This window comes from Streptomyces sp. NPDC029164 (genome assembly GCF_055563995.1).
This window is the reverse complement of the sequence record NZ_JBVHWW010000051.1, coordinates 27,624-43,698: the sequence shown is the minus strand read 5'-3', so window position 1 is coordinate 43,698 and position 16,075 is coordinate 27,624. Positions and strand designations below refer to the sequence as shown.

The window sequence follows — 16,075 nt, the reverse complement described above, 5'->3', positions numbered from 1 at the left end:
ACCTTTTGGTCCCCCCCCCCCCCCCCCCCCCCCCCCCCCCCCCCCCACCCTTCCCCCCCCCCCCCCCCCCCCCTCCCTCCCCCCCCCTGGGTCTGCGGCGGAGCCCCGGCTGCGGGCCCGCCGGTTACGACGCCGCGACGCCGATGCGCTCCAGCGCGTCCTCGGCCCCGTACGGCTGGAGGTACGGCATCCAGCGCGGATCCCGGTGCCCCGTCCCGATGATCCGCCAGGCCAGTCCGGAAGGAGGCGCCGGCTGGTGGCGCAGGCGCCAGCCCAGCTCCAGCAGGTGCCGGTCGGCCTTGACGTGGTTGCAGCGCCGGCACGCGGCGACGACGTTGTCCCAGGCGTGCTGCCCGCCCCGGCTGCGCGGGATGACGTGGTCGACGCTGGTGGCGACGGCGCCGCAGTACATGCAGCGGCCGCCGTCCCGCGCGAACAGGGCGCGCCGGGTGAGTGGAACGGGCCCCCGGTAGGGGACCCGCACGAAGCGCTTGAGCCGTACCACGCTGGGAGCGGGGACGACCCTCGTCGCGCTGTGCAGGTAGGCGCCGGATTCCTCCAGGGAGACCGCTTTGTTCTCCAGGACGAGGACGAGCGCGCGGCGGAGCGGTACGACGCCGAGGGGCTCGTACGACGCATTGAGGACCAGGACGTGCGGCACGGACTGCCTCCTTGTACGTCGGCGGCGCGTGGCTCGCGCCGGGACGATCTGCTCTCCAGTCTCTCCTTACGGCTGGTCGAAGCGCCACCACGCGCCCGTAACGGGTCCGAGGTGTTTTCAACCACAGTCAGTCATCCCCAGGTGAGTCTGGTCTCTCCCTCGAACACGGCACCAAGGTGAAGGGATTGCCCCGTTAGTGTGGTTGGTCTGCCCCTGCAACCCGTTCCGCGGGCAGACCGCTACACCTGGAGGTTCCCGTCGTGCCCTGGCCCGCCGCTCTGCTGCCGTTGGCAGCCGACGTTCCGGACGCGCCCGCCTCGGTCAAGGAGGCGCAGGCCAGCGTCACCGAGGCCGCGAGCTTCATCGAGCAGAACTGGGCCACCTGGCTGAGCATCGGCCTGCGGATCCTGCTGATCGTGGTGATCGCAGCGGTCATACGGTCGGTGGTCCGCAAGGCGCTGACCAAGCTCATAACCCGGATGAACACCAGCGCGGAGGCGGTCGAGGGCACCGCGCTCGGCGGGCTGCTGGTCAATGCGGAGCGGCGGCGCCAGCGTTCGGAGGCGATCGGCTCGGTCCTGCGTTCGGTGGCTTCGTTCCTGATCCTCGGCACGGCCGCGCTGATGGTCCTGGCCGCGCTGAAGATCGATCTGGCGCCGCTCCTGGCGAGTGCCGGTGTGGCCGGTGTGGCCATCGGTTTCGGCGCCCGGAACCTGGTCACGGACTTCCTGTCCGGCGTCTTCATGATCATGGAGGACCAGTACGGCGTCGGCGACAAGATCGACGCGGGCGTGGCCTCGGGCGAGGTCATCGAGGTCGGCCTGCGCGTGACCAAGCTGCGCGGGGACAACGGCGAGATCTGGTACGTGCGCAACGGCGAGATCAAGCGGATCGGCAACCTCAGCCAGGGGTGGGCGACCGCGGGCGTGGACGTCCAGGTCAAGCCGACGGAGAGCCTGCCGCGGATCCGCGAGGTGGTCCAGGGGGTCGCCGACACCCTGGCGAAGGAGTCCCCGTGGGACGAGCGCCTGTGGGGTCCGGTCGAGGTGCTGGGCCTGGGCGAGGTGCTGCTCGCCTCGATGACGGTGAACGTCTCGGCGAAGACCATGCCGGGCCAGCAGTTCGCGGTGGAGCGGGAGCTGCGCTGGCGGATCAAGGAGGCCTTCGACGCCGCGGGCATCCGGATCATCGGCGGCCTGCCGGCCGGGGACGAGGAGGACGAGGCCGCGGTGGACCCGTCGGCCTCCGTCGCCGCGCCGTCCGCTCTGGCGAACCCGGCCTCCCCGCAGTCGCTGGCGACGGCCCCGATCCCGCCGCCGGCCGGCCCGCGGATCACCAAGTAACCGCGCCGCCCCCGTTCCGTCCCCGCTGCCCCGCAGGTCATTCGCGAATGACCTGCGGGGCAGCGGCATTGACACGGATCACAGGACGATAGGAAACTTACCTAACAGTCGCCTCGGTGAGGGAGAGACCACTCCATGCCCGCCGCCACGCCCGGAACGCCCAGTCTGCTGCGCGCCATGAACGACCGGGCCGCGCTCGAACTCCTGCTGACGCACGGCCCGCTCTCGCGGACCCGCATCGGGCACCTGACCGGACTGTCCAAACCCACCGCCTCCCAGCTGCTGGCCCGCCTGGAAGCGGCCGGACTCGTCCTGGCCACCGGCACCGACGGCGGCCGCCCCGGCCCCAGCGCCCAGCTGTACTCGCTCAACCCCCGGGCCGCGTACGTCGGCGGGCTCGACGTCACCCCGGGGCGCGTGCTGGCGGCCGTCGCCGACCTCACCGGCACGGTGATCGCCTCCCACGAGATCCCGTACACCGAGGGCGCCCAGGCCGTGGACCAGGTGACCGAGGCCCTCGGCGGCGCCGTCAAGGCCGCCGGCCTGCACCGCTCCGACCTGCACCGGGTGGTCATCGCCACTCCCGGCGCCTTCGACCCGCAGACCGGCAGACTGCGCTACGCCAGCCACCTGCCCGGCTGGCACTCCCCCACCCTGCTCGACGACCTGGCGGCGGCCCTGCCGATGCCCGTGGAGTACGAGAACGACGTCAACCTCGCCGCGGTCGCCGAACAGCGCCTCGGCGCGGCCCGCGGCCACGAGGACTTCGTCCTGCTCTGGAACGAGGAGGGCCTCGGCGCCGCCCTGGTGCTCGGCGGCCGGCTGCACCGCGGCTGGACCGGCGGCGCGGGCGAGGTGGGCTTCCTGCCCGTGCCCGGCCGCCCGCTGGTCCGGCAGGTCACCCGGGCCAACTCCGGCGGCTACCAGGATCTGGCCGGCGTGGACGGACTGCCCCGGCTCGCCGCGGAACTGGGCGTGGAGGCCGTGCCCGGGCCAGCCGCCGGCAGCCCGCACGGCCCGGACACCCCGCACAGCCCGGAGGTCGCCGCCGCCGTCGCCCTGCTCGGGCAGGCCGCGGCCGCGCCCGAGGGCGCGCACCTGCGCTTCCTCCAGTCGTACGCCACCGCGCTCGCCACCGGTCTGGCCTCGCTCGTCGCCGTCCTGGACCCGGAGATCGTGGTCCTGTCCGGGGCCGCGATCAGCGCGGGCGGCGAACCGCTGCGCGCGCTGCTGGAGGCCGAGCTCGCCGAACTGGCCCCCTCCCGGCCCCGGCTGGTCCCCGGCGAGGTACGGGAACGGCCGGTCCTGCACGGCGCGCTGGAGAGCGCGCTGGCCGCCACCCGGGACGAAGTGTTCGACACCTCCCGCTGAACCGCCCCGCCCAGCCCACCGGCACACCACCCCGCCCCGCCCCGCCCCGCCACCGACCCGCCGCCTCCAGCGCACAGGCCCCCCACCGGCCCCGCCGGCTCCGAACGGCCCCGAACGGCCCCCCACCGGAAGTTTCGTCTCCCGCAGAGAGCGAGCCCCGCCATGCCCAGAACCGGACGCCTGACCACCGCAGCAGCCCTCCTCGTCGCGATATCCGCACTCGCCACGGCCTGTACCGGCCAGGGCGCCGACGCCGCCTCCGACGACCCGAAGGCGGACGTCACCCTCACCTTCTGGCACGGCTGGTCCGCGCCGAGCGAGGCCAAGGCGATCGAGGACAACATCGCCCGCTTCGAACAGGCGCACCCCAACATCAAGGTCAAGGTCACCGGAAACATGACCGACGACAAGATCAACCAGGCCCTGCGCGCCGGCGGGGACAAGGCCCCCGACGTGGTGTCCTCCTTCACCACCGACAGCGTCGGCAAGTTCTGCAACTCCCGCGCCTTCGCCGACCTCAACCCCTTCCTGCGCAAGTCCGGGATCGACAAGACGAAGGTCTTCCCCAAGACCCTGCTGGAGTACACCCAGTTCGCCGGCAACCAGTGCACGCTGCCGCTGCTCCACGACGCGTACGGCCTCGTCTACAACAAGACCGCCTTCGCGGCCGCCGGCATCACCGAACCCCCCAGGACGTGGAGCCGGTTCACCGAGGTCGCGCAGAAGCTCACCAAGCCCAAGGGGGACTCGTACGAGCAGGTCGGCCTGATGCCCACCTTCCACGGCTACGAGACCACTCCCATGCGGCTCGCCGCGCAGTGGAGCCCCGCCTACTTCGGCGCGGACGGCAAGTCCAGCCTGGCCAAGGACCCCGGCTTCGCGAAGATGCTGACCGCGCAGAAGGACCTGGTGGACAAGCTCGGCGGCTACGAGAAGCTGGAACGGTTCCGCAGCACCTTCGGCGACGAGTGGAGCGCCGAGCACCCCTTCCACACCGGCCAGGTGGCCATGCAGATCGACGGCGAATGGCGGGCCCCGATGGCCAAGGAGGCCGGGGTCGGGTTCGAGATCGGCACCGCGCCGCTGCCCGTACCCGACGAGCAGGCCGCCGACTACGGCAAGGGCTACCTGTCGGGCACGGTCATGGGCATCGCCGCGGGCGGCAAGAAGCAGAACGCCGCCTGGGAACTGGTCAAGTACATGACCACCGACACCGAGGCGGTCGTGGCCTTCGCCAACGCCATCCACAACGTGCCGTCCACACTCGCCGCCCTGGACTCCCCGAACCTCCGGGTGACCCCGGAGTCCAAGACCTTCCTCGACATCGCCCGGCACCCGAAGTCCGGCACCACCCCGGCCCAGGCCGACGGCGGCACCTACCAGCTGACCTTCCAGGACTTCGCGTACGCGGTCGAGAAGGGCGACGTCACCGACATCCCGGCCGGCCTCGCCAAGGCCGACCAGCAGATCGACACGGACATCGCGAAGGCGAAGTAGCCCCGATGACCCGGATGACCACCCCCACCCTGCGGTCGAAACGCCGCCGCTCCGCCCTGCGGACCGCGGCCTTCATGTCCCCCTGGCTCATCGGGTTCGCCGTCTTCTTCGCCTACCCCCTGCTGTCCACCCTGTACTTCTCCTTCACCAGGTACGACGGCTTCCGCCCGCCCGCCTTCAACGGCACGGACAACTGGAGCTACGTCTTCACCGACTATCCGCTCTTCTGGCCGGCGATGCGCAACACGGTGTGGCTCGTGCTGGTGATGGTGACCTGCCGGGTCGTCTTCGGCCTCGGCATCGGCCTGCTCGTCACGAAGATCAAGACGGGCGTCGGGATCTTCCGGACCCTGTTCTACCTGCCCTACCTGGCCCCGCCCGTCGCCGCCACCCTGGCCTTCGTCTTCCTGCTCAACCCCGGCACCGGCCCCGCCAACACCCTGCTGGACGCCGTGGGACTGCCCACCCCGGGCTGGTTCACCGACGCCGACTGGTCCAAGCCCGCGCTCACCGCCCTCGCCCTGTGGGGGGTGGGCGACCTGATGGTCATCTTCATGGCCGCACTGCTCGACGTACCGAAGGAGCAGTACGAGGCCGCCGAACTGGACGGAGCCGGGGCCTGGGCGCGGCTGCGGCACATCACCCTGCCCAACATCTCGCCGATCATCGCCTTCGCCGTGGTCACCGGCGTCATCCAGGCCATGCAGTACTACACCCAGCCGCTCGTCGCGGGAAAGGTCGCGGCGGGGGTGATCGGCGGCTCCGGCCAGCAGTTCGAGCCGGGCTATCCCGACAAGTCCACCCTGACCCTGCCGCAGCTCGTCCACAACCTCGGATTCCAGCGCTTCGACTACGGCACGGCGTGTGTCGTCGCGCTCGTCCTGTTCGCCCTCTCCATGACCTTCACCGCGCTCCTGATGCGGCGCCGTGGCGGACTGATCGGAGCCGGCGAGTGAACGCGCACGGACGCAAGGCCGTACTGCACTGGATCGCGGTCCACGCGCTCGGCGTGGCCGCGGCCCTCTTCTTCGTCCTCCCCTTCGTCTTCCTCCTGCTCACCTCCCTGATGGGAGACCGCCAGGCCCTGACCCGCGACCTGTGGCCCGACACCTGGGAATGGGACAACTACGCCACCGTCTGGAACACGCCCGGCTTCCTGACCTGGTGGCGCAACACCCTGTTGTACGCCGGGCTCGGCACCCTGTTGACCGTGGTCTCCTCCGTGCCCGTCGCCTACGCCCTCGCCAAGTTCCGCTTCCGAGGGCGACGGCTCTCGCTGCTGCTCGTGATCGCCATGATGATGCTGCCGCCGCAGGTGGTCGTCATCCCCATGTACCTCTTCTGGGCCAAACAGCTCGACCTGTCCGGAACCCTGTGGCCACTGATCATCCCGATGGCCTTCGGCGACGCCTTCTCCATCTTCCTGCTCCGCCAGTTCCTGCTGACCATCCCCGACGAGTACCTGGACGCGGCCCGCGTCGACGGCTGCGGCGAGGTGCGCACCCTGCTGCGCGTGGTCCTCCCGATGGCCAGACCGGGCATCGCCGCCGTCGCGCTGTTCCAGTTCTTCTCCGCCTGGAACGACTACTTCGGCCCGCAGATCTACGCCTCGGACAACCCGGCCGCCTGGACCCTCAGTTACGGACTGGAGTCCTTCAAGGGCGCACACCACACCAACTGGAACCTGACCATGGCCGCGACCGTGCTGGTCATGGCCCCGGTGATCGTCCTCTTCTTCTTCGCCCAGAAGGCGTTCGTCGAGGGAGTCACCCTGACCGGCGTGAAAGGCTGACGGCAATGAAACTCGCAGTGGTGGGCGGCGGTTCCACCTACACCCCCGAACTGATCGACGGCTTCGCACGGCTGCGCGACACCCTGCCGGTCACCGAACTCGTCCTGATCGACCCGGCCACCGACCGGCTCGAACTCATCGGCGGCCTGGCCCGGCGGATCCTCGCCCGGCAAGGGCACCCGGGGAGGGTGACCACCACCGCCGACCTCGACGCGGGAGTCGACGGGGCGGACGCCGTCCTGCTCCAGCTGCGCATCGGCGGACAGGCCGCCCGGCTCCAGGACGAGACCTGGCCCCTGGAGTGCGGCTGCGTCGGGCAGGAGACCACCGGCGCGGGCGGCCTCGCCAAGGCGCTGCGCACCGTCCCCGTGGTCCTCGACATCGCCGAGCGGGTCCGTCGGGCCAACCCGGACGCGTGGATCATCGACTTCACCAACCCGGTGGGAATCGTCACCCGCGCCCTCCTGCGGGCCGGGCACAAGGCCGTCGGGCTGTGCAACGTCGCCATCGGCCTCCAGCGCAAGTTCGCGGCCCTGCTCGACCTGGCCCCCGGCGACATCCACCTGGACCACGTGGGCCTCAACCACCTCACCTGGGAACGGGGCGTGCGCCGGGGCGGCCCGGACGGCGAGGACCTGCTGCCGGGGCTGCTCGCCGCGCACGGCGAGAAGATCGCCGGGGACCTCCGCCTGCCGCGGGCGGTGCTGGACCGGCTCGGCGTCGTGCCCTCGTACTACCTGCGCTACTTCTACGCCCACGACGAGGTCGTGCGGGAGCTCGGCACGAAGCCCTCGCGGGCCGCCGAGGTCGCCGCGATGGAACGGGAACTGCTCGCCCTGTACGGGGACCCCGCGCTGGACGAGAAGCCGGCGCTGCTCGCCAAGCGGGGCGGCGCCTTCTATTCGGAGGCCGCCGTGGACCTGGCCGCCTCGCTGCTGGGCGACGGCGGCCCGGCCCTCCAGGTCGTCAACACGTACAACAACGGCACACTGCCCTTCCTCCCCGACGACGCCGTCGTCGAGGTGCAGGCCCACGTCGACGCCTCGGGCCCGCGGCCGCTGGCGGCACCGCGGCTGGACCCGCTCTACGCCGGGCTGGTCTCGCACGTGAGCGCGTACGAGGACCTCGCCCTGGACGCGGCGCTGCGCGGGGGGCGCGAGCGGGTCTTCAAGGCCCTGCTCGCGCACCCGCTGGTCGGCCAGTACGACCTGGCCGAGGGGCTGACCGACCGGCTCCTCGCGCACAACAAGGAGCACCTGGCATGGGCGTGACCCTCTGTTCCGTCCTGGCGATCGACGCGGGCAACAGCAAGACGGACGTGGCGCTCCTCGGTCCGGACGGCTCGGTCCTGGTCTCCGGGCAGGCCGGGGGGTTCCAGCCGTCCCGGACGGGCGTGGCCGCGGCCGTCGACGTGATCGCCGAGGCGATGGCCTCCGTCGGGCTGGACCACCGGGACGGGCGCGGCCGCGGGCCCTGCGCCGAACACGTGTCGGCCTGCCTGGCCAACGCGGACTTCCCGCTGGAGGAGCGGCAGCTGGCGCGCGAGATCAAGCGCCGCAACTGGGGGCGCGCGACGGAGGTGCGCAACGACACCTTCGCCCTGCTGCGCGCCGGGCTGCCGGTGGGCGCCGAACCGTGCGGCGTCGCGGTGGTGTGCGGGGCCGGCATCAACTGCGTCGGGATGACCCCGGACGGGCGGACCGCGCGCTTCCCCGCGATCGGGCGGATCTCCGGCGACTGGGGCGGCGGGGGCGGACTGGCCGAGGAGGCCCTGTGGTTCGCGGCCCGGGCCGAGGACGGGCGGGGCGAGCCGACGGAACTGGCCCGGGCGCTGCCCGCGCACCTGGGCCACGACTCGATGGCCGCGCTGATCGAGGCACTGCACCTGGGCCGGATCCCGCCGGGGCGGCGCCACGAACTGACCCCGGTGCTGTTCGCGGTGGCCGCGGCCGGGGACCCGGTGGCCCGGTCGCTGGTGCACCGGCAGGCGGACGAGATCGTGGCCATGGCCTCGGTGGCACTGGGCCGCCTGGACCTGCTGCACGAGGAGGTGCCGGTGGTCCTGGGCGGCGGCGTGCTGGCGGCCCGGCACCCGCAGCTGAACGACCGGATCACGGAGCGCCTCGCCGAACGCGCCCCGCACGCCCGCGTCCACGTGGTCACGGCCCCCCCGGTCCTGGGCGCCGGCCTCCTGGGCCTCGACGCCCTCGGCTCCCCGCCCCTCGCCTACGGAAAACTCCGTGCCCATTTCGGGTGAACCCGCCCCGGAAGGCCGCCGGTCTGGAACCGTGGCGCTCGTGCACGCGTATTGACGATGAAGGGGTGGCGGAGGGCGCCCGTGGGGAGGGATCGTCCCGGATGCAGCACCGGGTGCTGTGGTCGACCGGCACTACGTCCATACTGCTGCGCAGGGGGCCTCCCGCCGTTGGCCGGGGGCGACAGGACCGAGGGGGAGGTCACGGTGGCGATCACATCACGCGCGCCCGCGCCCGGGGGCGGTGTTGCCGTGCCGCCCGCCGGGGCGTCGGCGTCGCCGCCCGAGGGGCCGCCCGGGCGGAGCACGGCCTGGGCCGAGGGCGTGGAGCGGCTGCGCGAGGCGGCGACCACCGAGCCGGGCCGGCTGCGGATCATCGGCGCCGCACTGGCCGCCCTGATCGTGCTGTTCGGCACGGTGAGCGTGTGGGAGATCTCCGAGCGGACCACCGCCGCCGACGACGTGGTGGGCCGCAGCCAGCCGCTGAGCGCGGACGCCGCGAGCATCTACCGTTCCCTGGCCGACGCCGACACGACCTCCTCCAGCGGCTTCCTGCTGGGCGCCCAGGAGCCGCGCGAGGTCCGTCAGCGGTACGAGAGGGACATCGCCAACGCCTCCAAGCTGCTGGTGAGCGCGGCCGCCAACACCGGCGGCAACGAGGACTCCCGTGAGCAGATCGCCCTGCTGAGCGAGCAGTTGCCGCGCTACACCGGCCTGATCGAGCAGGCCCGGGCCACCAACCGGCAGGGGCTTCCGCTGGGCGGCGCCTACCTCCGGTACGCCAACGAGCAGATGACCACGCAGCTGCTGCCCGCCGCGCAGCGGCTGTACGAGGCGGAGACCGGCCGGCTCTACGAGGACTACGACGACGCCCGGTCCTGGCCGCTGGCCTCGCTGGGCGCGGGCCTGCTCGCGGTCGCCGGCCTGGTGTGGGCGCAGCGGCGCAACTACCGGCACACGAACCGGGTCTTCAACCACGGACTGCTGGCCGCGACGGCCGCGTCGGTGGTGGTGCTGCTGTGGCTGGCCGTGGGTCACACGGTGGCGCGGTCCTCGCTGAGTGAAGCGCGGGCGGACGGGCAGGAGTCGATGAAGGTGCTCAACGACGCGCGGATCGCCTCCTTGCAGGCGCGGGCCGGTGAGAACCTGACCCTGATCGCGCGGGGCGCCGTACTGGCGGAGGACAAGAAGTCCGACAAGTACGACGTGGACTTCACGAACAACATGAAGCAGTTGGACGCCGGGCTGGCGACCGCGCTGCGGCTGGCCGACGACGAGGCCGGGCGGAGCCCGGTGAGCCGTGCCGTGGACGGCGTGGAGCAGTGGAAGCAGCGGCACACGGCGGCCCGGGAGGCGGATTTGAAGGGCGACTACGAAGCCGCGCTGCCCCAGGTCGTCGGGGACGACAAGCACAAGGAGAGCAGCGGGGCCGCCTTCGACACGGTGGACGCCTCCCTGGACCAGGCCGTGGCGCACGAGCAGCGGGAGTTCACCCGGGCCGCGCGGGACGGGCTCGGCGCGCTGGGCGGTCTGGTGACGGGCGCGGCGGCCTTGGTGGTCATCGGCGCGGCGGCGGCGGTGCTCGGTATCGGGCGCAGGCTTTCGGAGTACAGGTGAAGGCGATGCGGATACGAGCGGGGCGGGCCGCCGAAGGTCACGAGGGGTACGGGAGCCACGAGGGCGGTGCCGTGTCCGGCATGCGGCTGAGGCGGGCCGCGGGCCGGCTGCGCGGCTGGGGCGGTGTGAGCGCCATGGCCGTCGCCTGCGCGGTGACGGCCGCGGTCGTGCTGCTGCCGCTGGCCCACGCGACGCCCGACACGGGCGGGCCGGCGCTGCGCAAGCCGGCCTCGATGGCGGTGGCCCCGGCCGCGCCGTGGGCCCTGACGGACACCTGCCAGGACCCGGAGGCGAGCCTGCGCCCGTCCGACGTGGACGGGGCGGCCATCGCGCGGATCAAGGCGGCGGGCAAACTCGTCGCCGGCGTCGACCAGAACAGCTTCCGCTGGGGCTACCGCAACCAGACCGCGGAGGGCAGCCGCCTCGACGGTTTCGACATCGACCTGGTCAAGGCCATCGCCCGGGACATCCTGGGCGACGAGAACGCGGTGATCTACCGGGCCATCCCGACCAGTCAGCGGGTCCCGGCCCTCCAGGAGGGCCGTGTCGACATCGTCGTGCGGACCATGACCATCAACTGCAAGCGGCTGGAGGACGTGGCCTTCTCGACGGCCTACTTCGAGGCCGGGCAGCAGGTGCTGGCCCCCAAGGGTTCGCCGATCACCGGGTACGACACCTCGCTGAAGGACAAGCGGATCTGCTTCGCGGCCGGTTCCACGGCGGAGGCGGCGCTGAAGTCGCAGTCGTACGGTTCGGTCCCGGTCACCGTGGCCAACCAGCTGGACTGCCTGGTGCGGCTCCAGCTGGGCGAGGTCGACGGCATCATCACGGACAACGCCCTCGCGGCCGGGCAGGCGGCGCAGGACCCGTCGGTGCAGCTGGTGGGCTCGCCCTTCACCCGGGAGTTCTACGGGGTGGCGATGAACAAGGACGCCTCGGACCTGGTCCGCCGGGTCAACAAGGTGCTGGAGAACTACCGGGCGGGCGGCAATGACAGCCCCTGGATGAAGGCGTACCTCAAGCACCTCCAGCCGGTGCTGCCCGGCGTGTCCGCGCCGCCCGCCCCCAAGTACCGGGACGGCTGAGGCCGGTGGCGGTTTCGGGCACGGGACCGGGCGCGGGCCCGGACACGGAGCGCGCGGACCACACGGGGAGGGACACGGAGGCGGCAGCGGAAGCGGAGGCACAGTCGGTGGAGGCGGGTTCGGCAGTGATGGACCGGGACGGCGTCGACCGCGCCCTGGCCAGGCTGGGCGCGGAGCACGAGGCCGTCGAGACCTCGCTGCTCGCCCTCCAGGACCATGCGGGGCGCCGGCTGCTGGAGGGGGCCGCGCTGACCGGGGTCACCAAGGACCGGTGGGCGGCCGCCGACGCGGACATCACCCGGCTGTGGACGTATTTCGACGCCTACAGCGGGGCCCTGACGGCCGCCCGGGAGGTCCGGGAGCGGCGGCGCTGGCCGAACCGCGAGGACCTGATCGAGCTGACGGAGCGGCTGCGCGGGCCCGGGGTGCTGATCGCGGGGGCGGCGACGGAGGGTGTCGCGCTGGCGGAGCGGCTCTCGCTCGCCGAGCTGGTGGCCCGGATGAACGATCTGTACGCGCGTTCGCTGGACGTGGTGGTCGCCGCCGACGCGGTGTGGTCGGCGCTGCCGGCCCGGATCGACCTGCTGGCCGCGGAGCTGCACCGCACCCGTTCGCTGGCCCATTCGGTGGGGGTGCGCCCGGGTGAGCACCCGTCGGGCGACGACCTGGAGGACATCACGGCCGAGCTGACGCAGCTGCGGGCGCAGGTGATCGCGGACCCGCTGGCGTTCTGGCTGCCTGCGGCGGGGAGCGCGGCGCCGGGCGGTGGCCGTCCGGACACGGGGCGCTATGACCGGGCGGCGCTCGCGCTGGAGGACGTACGCCGGGAGGTCGAGGCGGTGCTGGACGTGCGGCAGGACGCCGAGCAGCGGCTGATCAGCCTGCGGGACGTGCTCTCCCGGGCCGATCGGACGCTGGCGGAGGCGCGGACGGCGCGCGGCGAGGTGCTGGCGAAGATCGCCGCGTCCGAGGTGCCGGCGGTGAGCGGCCCGCCGACCGTGCTGCAGGAGCAGCTGGCGGCGGCGGCCGAGCACCGGCGCCAGTCGCGCTGGCACCGGCTCTCGCCGCTGCTGGAATCTCTGGAGGTGCGGGCCGAGGAGGAACTGCGACGGGCTCGTGAATCGTTGACAGCGGTGACGGCACCGCTGGCGGTACGGGCCGAGCTGCGGGGGCGGCTCGACGCGTACAAGGCGAAGGTGGCCCGCCACGGGATGGCGGAGGATCCGGTGCTCGTCGAGCGGTACGACGCGGCCCGCCGGATGCTGTGGAGCGCGCCCTGTGACCTGCGGGCCGCCGAGCAGGCCGTCCTGCGGTACCAGCGGGCGGCGGCGGAATCGCTTGTGCCGCAGCAGACGAGGCACGAAGATCATCGACCCGAGCAGTTCCGGCCCGAGGGGCCGGGGAAGGAGGACGCGTGAGTCTGGTCGGAACCGCGTGCGTTCGCCCCGGCTGCCCGGGGACGTACGAGGACATGGGCGGCGGCGAGCTGTACTGCGACACCTGCGGGCTGGCGCCGATCGGCTCGGTCGCGGCGGGTGCGGACGAGCTGGTGTCGCCGCCGACGGGGATGACGAGCGCGGCCCGGGGTTCGCTGGGATCGGGCGGGTCCCGGGGGTCTCGTGGGTCGATGGGGTCGCAGGGCTCGCACGGTTCGGCGCGGTCCTCGGCCTCGGCCCGCTCCTCCCGGTCCTCCTCCTCCCGTCGCTCGGTGTCGGGGCGGCTGTCGCGGTCCCTGGCGGGGACGGCGTCCACCCGGTCGGTGTCGGTGCGCAGTTCGGGCTCGGCGGCGGCGTCCTCGGGGCGCAGCAGGCTGGGAGCCGGGCTGGTCAACGTTCCGGAGGTGCCGCGTCCGGATCCTTCGGCGGCGGTCCTGGAGAACCCGGAGGTGCCGGAGCGCAAGCGGTTCTGCTCGCGCTCGGACTGCGGGGCCCCGGTGGGCCGCTCCCGCGGGGACCGGCCGGGCCGGACGGAAGGGTTCTGCACGAAGTGCGGACACCCGTACTCCTTCGTGCCGAAGCTGAACCCGGGCGATGTGGTGCGCGGCCAGTACGAGGTGGCGGGCTGCCTCGCGCACGGCGGTCTCGGCTGGGTGTACCTGGCGGTGGACCGGGCGGTCGCGGACCGGTGGGTGGTCCTGAAGGGCCTGCTCGACACGGGCGACCAGGACGCGATGGAGGCCGCGATATCGGAGCGGCGCTTCCTCGCGGAGATCGAGCACTCGAACATCGTGCGGATCTACAACTTCGTGGAGCACCTGGACCAGCGGACCGGTTCGCTGGACGGGTACATCGTCATGGAGTACGTCGGCGGCAAGTCGCTGAAGGAGATCGCGAACGAGCGGCGTCGGCCGGACGGGCGGCGCGATCCGCTGCCGGTGGAGCAGGCGTGCGCGTACGGGATCGAGGCGCTGGAGGCGCTGGGCCACCTGCACAGCAGGAACCTCCTGTACTGCGACTTCAAGGTCGACAACGCGATCCAGCAGCAGGACCAGCTGAAGCTGATCGACATGGGCGCGGTGCGCCGGATGGACGACGAGGAGTCGGCCATCTACGGCACGGTGGGCTACCAGGCCCCGGAGGTCGCGGAGCTGGGCCCGTCGGTCGCCTCCGACCTGTACACGGTGGCGCGGACGCTGGCGGTCCTGACCTTCGACTTCCAGGGCTACACCAACGTGTTCGTGGATTCGCTGCCGGACCCCGAGCACATCGAGGTGTTCAGACGGTACGAGTCCTTCTACCGGCTGCTCGTCCGGGCGACCGACCCCGACCCGGGGCGGCGGTTCTCCTCCGCGCAGGAGATGGCGGACCAGCTGACGGGCGTGCTGCGCGAGGTGGTCGCGCTCCAGACGGGCCGGCCGCGGCCGCAGCTGTCGACCCTCTTCGGCCCGGAACTGCGCGTTCCGGACACTCAGCTGTTCGCCGACGCCCCGGGCACGGTCGTATCCCGACTGGGCCGGCGCCCGCTCGCCTCCCGGCGGGGTGGCGGGCTGCTCGGGGCGCTCGGCCGCGGCCCGGCCCGTCCCACGGGAACGCACGCGCCGGGCGGCGCGGCCCGGCCCGCAGGGGCTTGCGGCCCCCAAGGCCACGTGCTCACCGGTGGCACTCCGCCGGGCGGGACTCCCCTGCCCGGGGCGGCGCCCGCCGGGGCCCCGTACGGCTCGGGTTCGGTCCCGGCCGGGGCTGCCGGACCGTGGGGGCAGCCGCAGGTCGGCGGTCCCGCGCCCGCCGGCGGCCCGGCCGGTACGGGGGCGCAGGCGCCCGGAGCGGTGGGCGGCCCGGCTTCGCCGTCGTCCGCCCGGGGCGCCGGCCCGTGGGCGGCCTCGCCCTTCGGGCCGGCGCCCGCGTCCGGGCCGGCCGGGGCTCCGGTCCCCGCGCTCGGGACCACCGCCACGCACGTGGCCGGGGCGGCCGTGCCGCGGGCACGGCAGGCGCCGGGCCCGGGTCCGGTACCGCCCCCGGTGTCCCCGGCCGCTCCCCTCGCGGCGCCGGCCCCGGCGGGAACGACCACCCTCGACGCCCGCGACACCGCGCTGGCGCTGCCCGTGCCGCTGGTGGACGCGGGCGATCCGAACGCCGGTTTCCTGACGGGTCTGCTGGCCTCCGCGCCGGGCGACCTGCTGGGCGCACTGGCCGCGGCGCCCGCCGACTCGGCCGAGCTGCGGCTGCGCGAGCTGCGGGCCCGGCTGGAGCTGGGCGAGCTGTCCTCGGCCGGGAGCACCCTGGTGGAGCTGGAGGCCCGGCATCCGGACGACTGGCGGGTGGTGTGGGCACGCGGCATCGCCTCGCTGGCCACCGGGGACAACGAGATCGCGGCCCTGTCCTTCGACGCGATCTACGACGCCTTCCCGGGCGAGCCCGCGCCGAAGCTGGCCCTCGGGCTGTGCGCGGAGGTGCTGGGCCAGCTGGACAACGCCGCCGAGTACTACCGGCTCGTGTGGATCACCGACCCGGGGTTCGTGAGCGCGGCCTTCGGGCTGGCCCGGGTCCAGCTGGCCGCCGGTGACCGGGACGCGGCCGTGCGGACGCTGGAGTCCGTACCGGAGGCTTCCATCCACTACACCGCCGCCCGGGTGGCGGCGGTACGCGCACGTCTGCACGACCGGTCCCCACAGGAGGCGCTGCTGGCCGATCTGGCGGCGGCAGCCGACCAGGTGGAGGCCCTGCGGCGGTTCGGGCTGGACCCGGAGCGGCAGGAGCGGCTCTCGACGGAGGTTCTGGGCTCGGCCCTGGACTGGGTACTGTCGGGTAGCCGGGGTTCCGACCCCGGCCGGACCTCGCTGCTCGGCAGTCAACTGGACGAGCGGGGCCTGCGCTTCGGACTGGAGCGCTCGTACCGCGTCCTCGCACGGCTGGCGCGGCGTGGCGAGGAGAGGATCGAACTGGTGGAGCGGGCAAACCGTTTCCGTCCCCGGACGTGGGTGTGAGTGATGTCGATGCATCGGCTGTCGGGCTGCCC

Annotated in this window: 12 protein-coding genes; 11 read left to right on the top strand and 1 reads right to left on the bottom strand. The window is 73.1% G+C overall.

Annotation, left to right across the window (positions count from 1 at the left end):
- Positions 1–124 precede the first annotated feature (124 nt).
- Positions 125–661: an HNH endonuclease gene (locus tag ACZ4VT_RS34295; RefSeq protein ID WP_189737015.1), complete on the bottom strand. Its 537-nt coding sequence runs from the start codon at positions 659–661 to the stop codon at positions 125–127.
- A 260-nt stretch (positions 662–921) separates the two neighbouring features.
- Here ACZ4VT_RS34295 and ACZ4VT_RS34290 point away from each other — a divergent pair, with 260 nt between their 5' ends.
- From ACZ4VT_RS34290 to ACZ4VT_RS34240, 11 genes are all read left to right on the top strand, one after another.
- On the top strand, positions 922–2,004 hold the full coding sequence (locus ACZ4VT_RS34290; RefSeq protein WP_467955302.1) for a mechanosensitive ion channel family protein: 1,083 nt from the start codon (positions 922–924) through the stop codon (positions 2,002–2,004).
- A 135-nt stretch (positions 2,005–2,139) separates the two neighbouring features.
- Positions 2,140–3,375: an ROK family transcriptional regulator gene (locus ACZ4VT_RS34285; RefSeq protein WP_467955301.1), complete on the top strand. Its 1,236-nt coding sequence runs from the start codon at positions 2,140–2,142 to the stop codon at positions 3,373–3,375.
- 162 nt (positions 3,376–3,537) lie between these two features.
- The gene (locus ACZ4VT_RS34280) at positions 3,538–4,872 is read left to right on the top strand and encodes an ABC transporter substrate-binding protein (RefSeq protein ID WP_467955300.1); all 1,335 of its coding nucleotides are present in this window, start codon (positions 3,538–3,540) and stop codon (positions 4,870–4,872) included.
- Between the two features lie 14 nt (positions 4,873–4,886).
- Complete coding sequence (locus tag ACZ4VT_RS34275) at positions 4,887–5,828, top strand: carbohydrate ABC transporter permease (RefSeq protein ID WP_467955299.1); 942 nt, start codon at positions 4,887–4,889, stop codon at positions 5,826–5,828.
- Positions 5,825–6,664 carry a carbohydrate ABC transporter permease gene (locus ACZ4VT_RS34270; RefSeq protein WP_467955298.1) on the top strand — a complete coding sequence of 280 codons (840 nt, stop codon included), beginning with the start codon at positions 5,825–5,827 and terminating at the stop codon, positions 6,662–6,664. The genes ACZ4VT_RS34275 and ACZ4VT_RS34270 overlap by 4 nt, the downstream gene beginning before the upstream one ends.
- A gap of 5 nt (positions 6,665–6,669) precedes the next feature.
- Positions 6,670–7,935, top strand: a complete 1,266-nt coding sequence (locus tag ACZ4VT_RS34265) for a 6-phospho-beta-glucosidase (RefSeq protein WP_467955297.1) — start codon at positions 6,670–6,672, stop codon at positions 7,933–7,935.
- Positions 7,926–8,921: an N-acetylglucosamine kinase gene (locus ACZ4VT_RS34260; protein ID WP_467955296.1), complete on the top strand. Its 996-nt coding sequence runs from the start codon at positions 7,926–7,928 to the stop codon at positions 8,919–8,921. Before ACZ4VT_RS34265 ends, ACZ4VT_RS34260 begins: the two co-directional genes overlap by 10 nt.
- A 204-nt stretch (positions 8,922–9,125) precedes the next feature.
- Positions 9,126–10,535 carry a hypothetical protein gene (locus ACZ4VT_RS34255; protein WP_467955295.1) on the top strand — a complete coding sequence of 470 codons (1,410 nt, stop codon included), beginning with the start codon at positions 9,126–9,128 and terminating at the stop codon, positions 10,533–10,535.
- A gap of 80 nt (positions 10,536–10,615) precedes the next feature.
- Positions 10,616–11,620 (top strand): glutamate ABC transporter substrate-binding protein, encoded by a 1,005-nt coding sequence (locus ACZ4VT_RS34250; RefSeq protein ID WP_467955303.1) that lies wholly within the window; start codon positions 10,616–10,618, stop codon positions 11,618–11,620.
- A gap of 128 nt (positions 11,621–11,748) precedes the next feature.
- Positions 11,749–13,038: a coiled-coil domain-containing protein gene (locus ACZ4VT_RS34245; protein ID WP_467955294.1), complete on the top strand. Its 1,290-nt coding sequence runs from the start codon at positions 11,749–11,751 to the stop codon at positions 13,036–13,038.
- Positions 13,035–16,043: a serine/threonine-protein kinase gene (locus ACZ4VT_RS34240; RefSeq protein ID WP_467955293.1), complete on the top strand. Its 3,009-nt coding sequence runs from the start codon at positions 13,035–13,037 to the stop codon at positions 16,041–16,043. Before ACZ4VT_RS34245 ends, ACZ4VT_RS34240 begins: the two co-directional genes overlap by 4 nt.
- Positions 16,044–16,075: the final 32 nt, after the last annotated feature.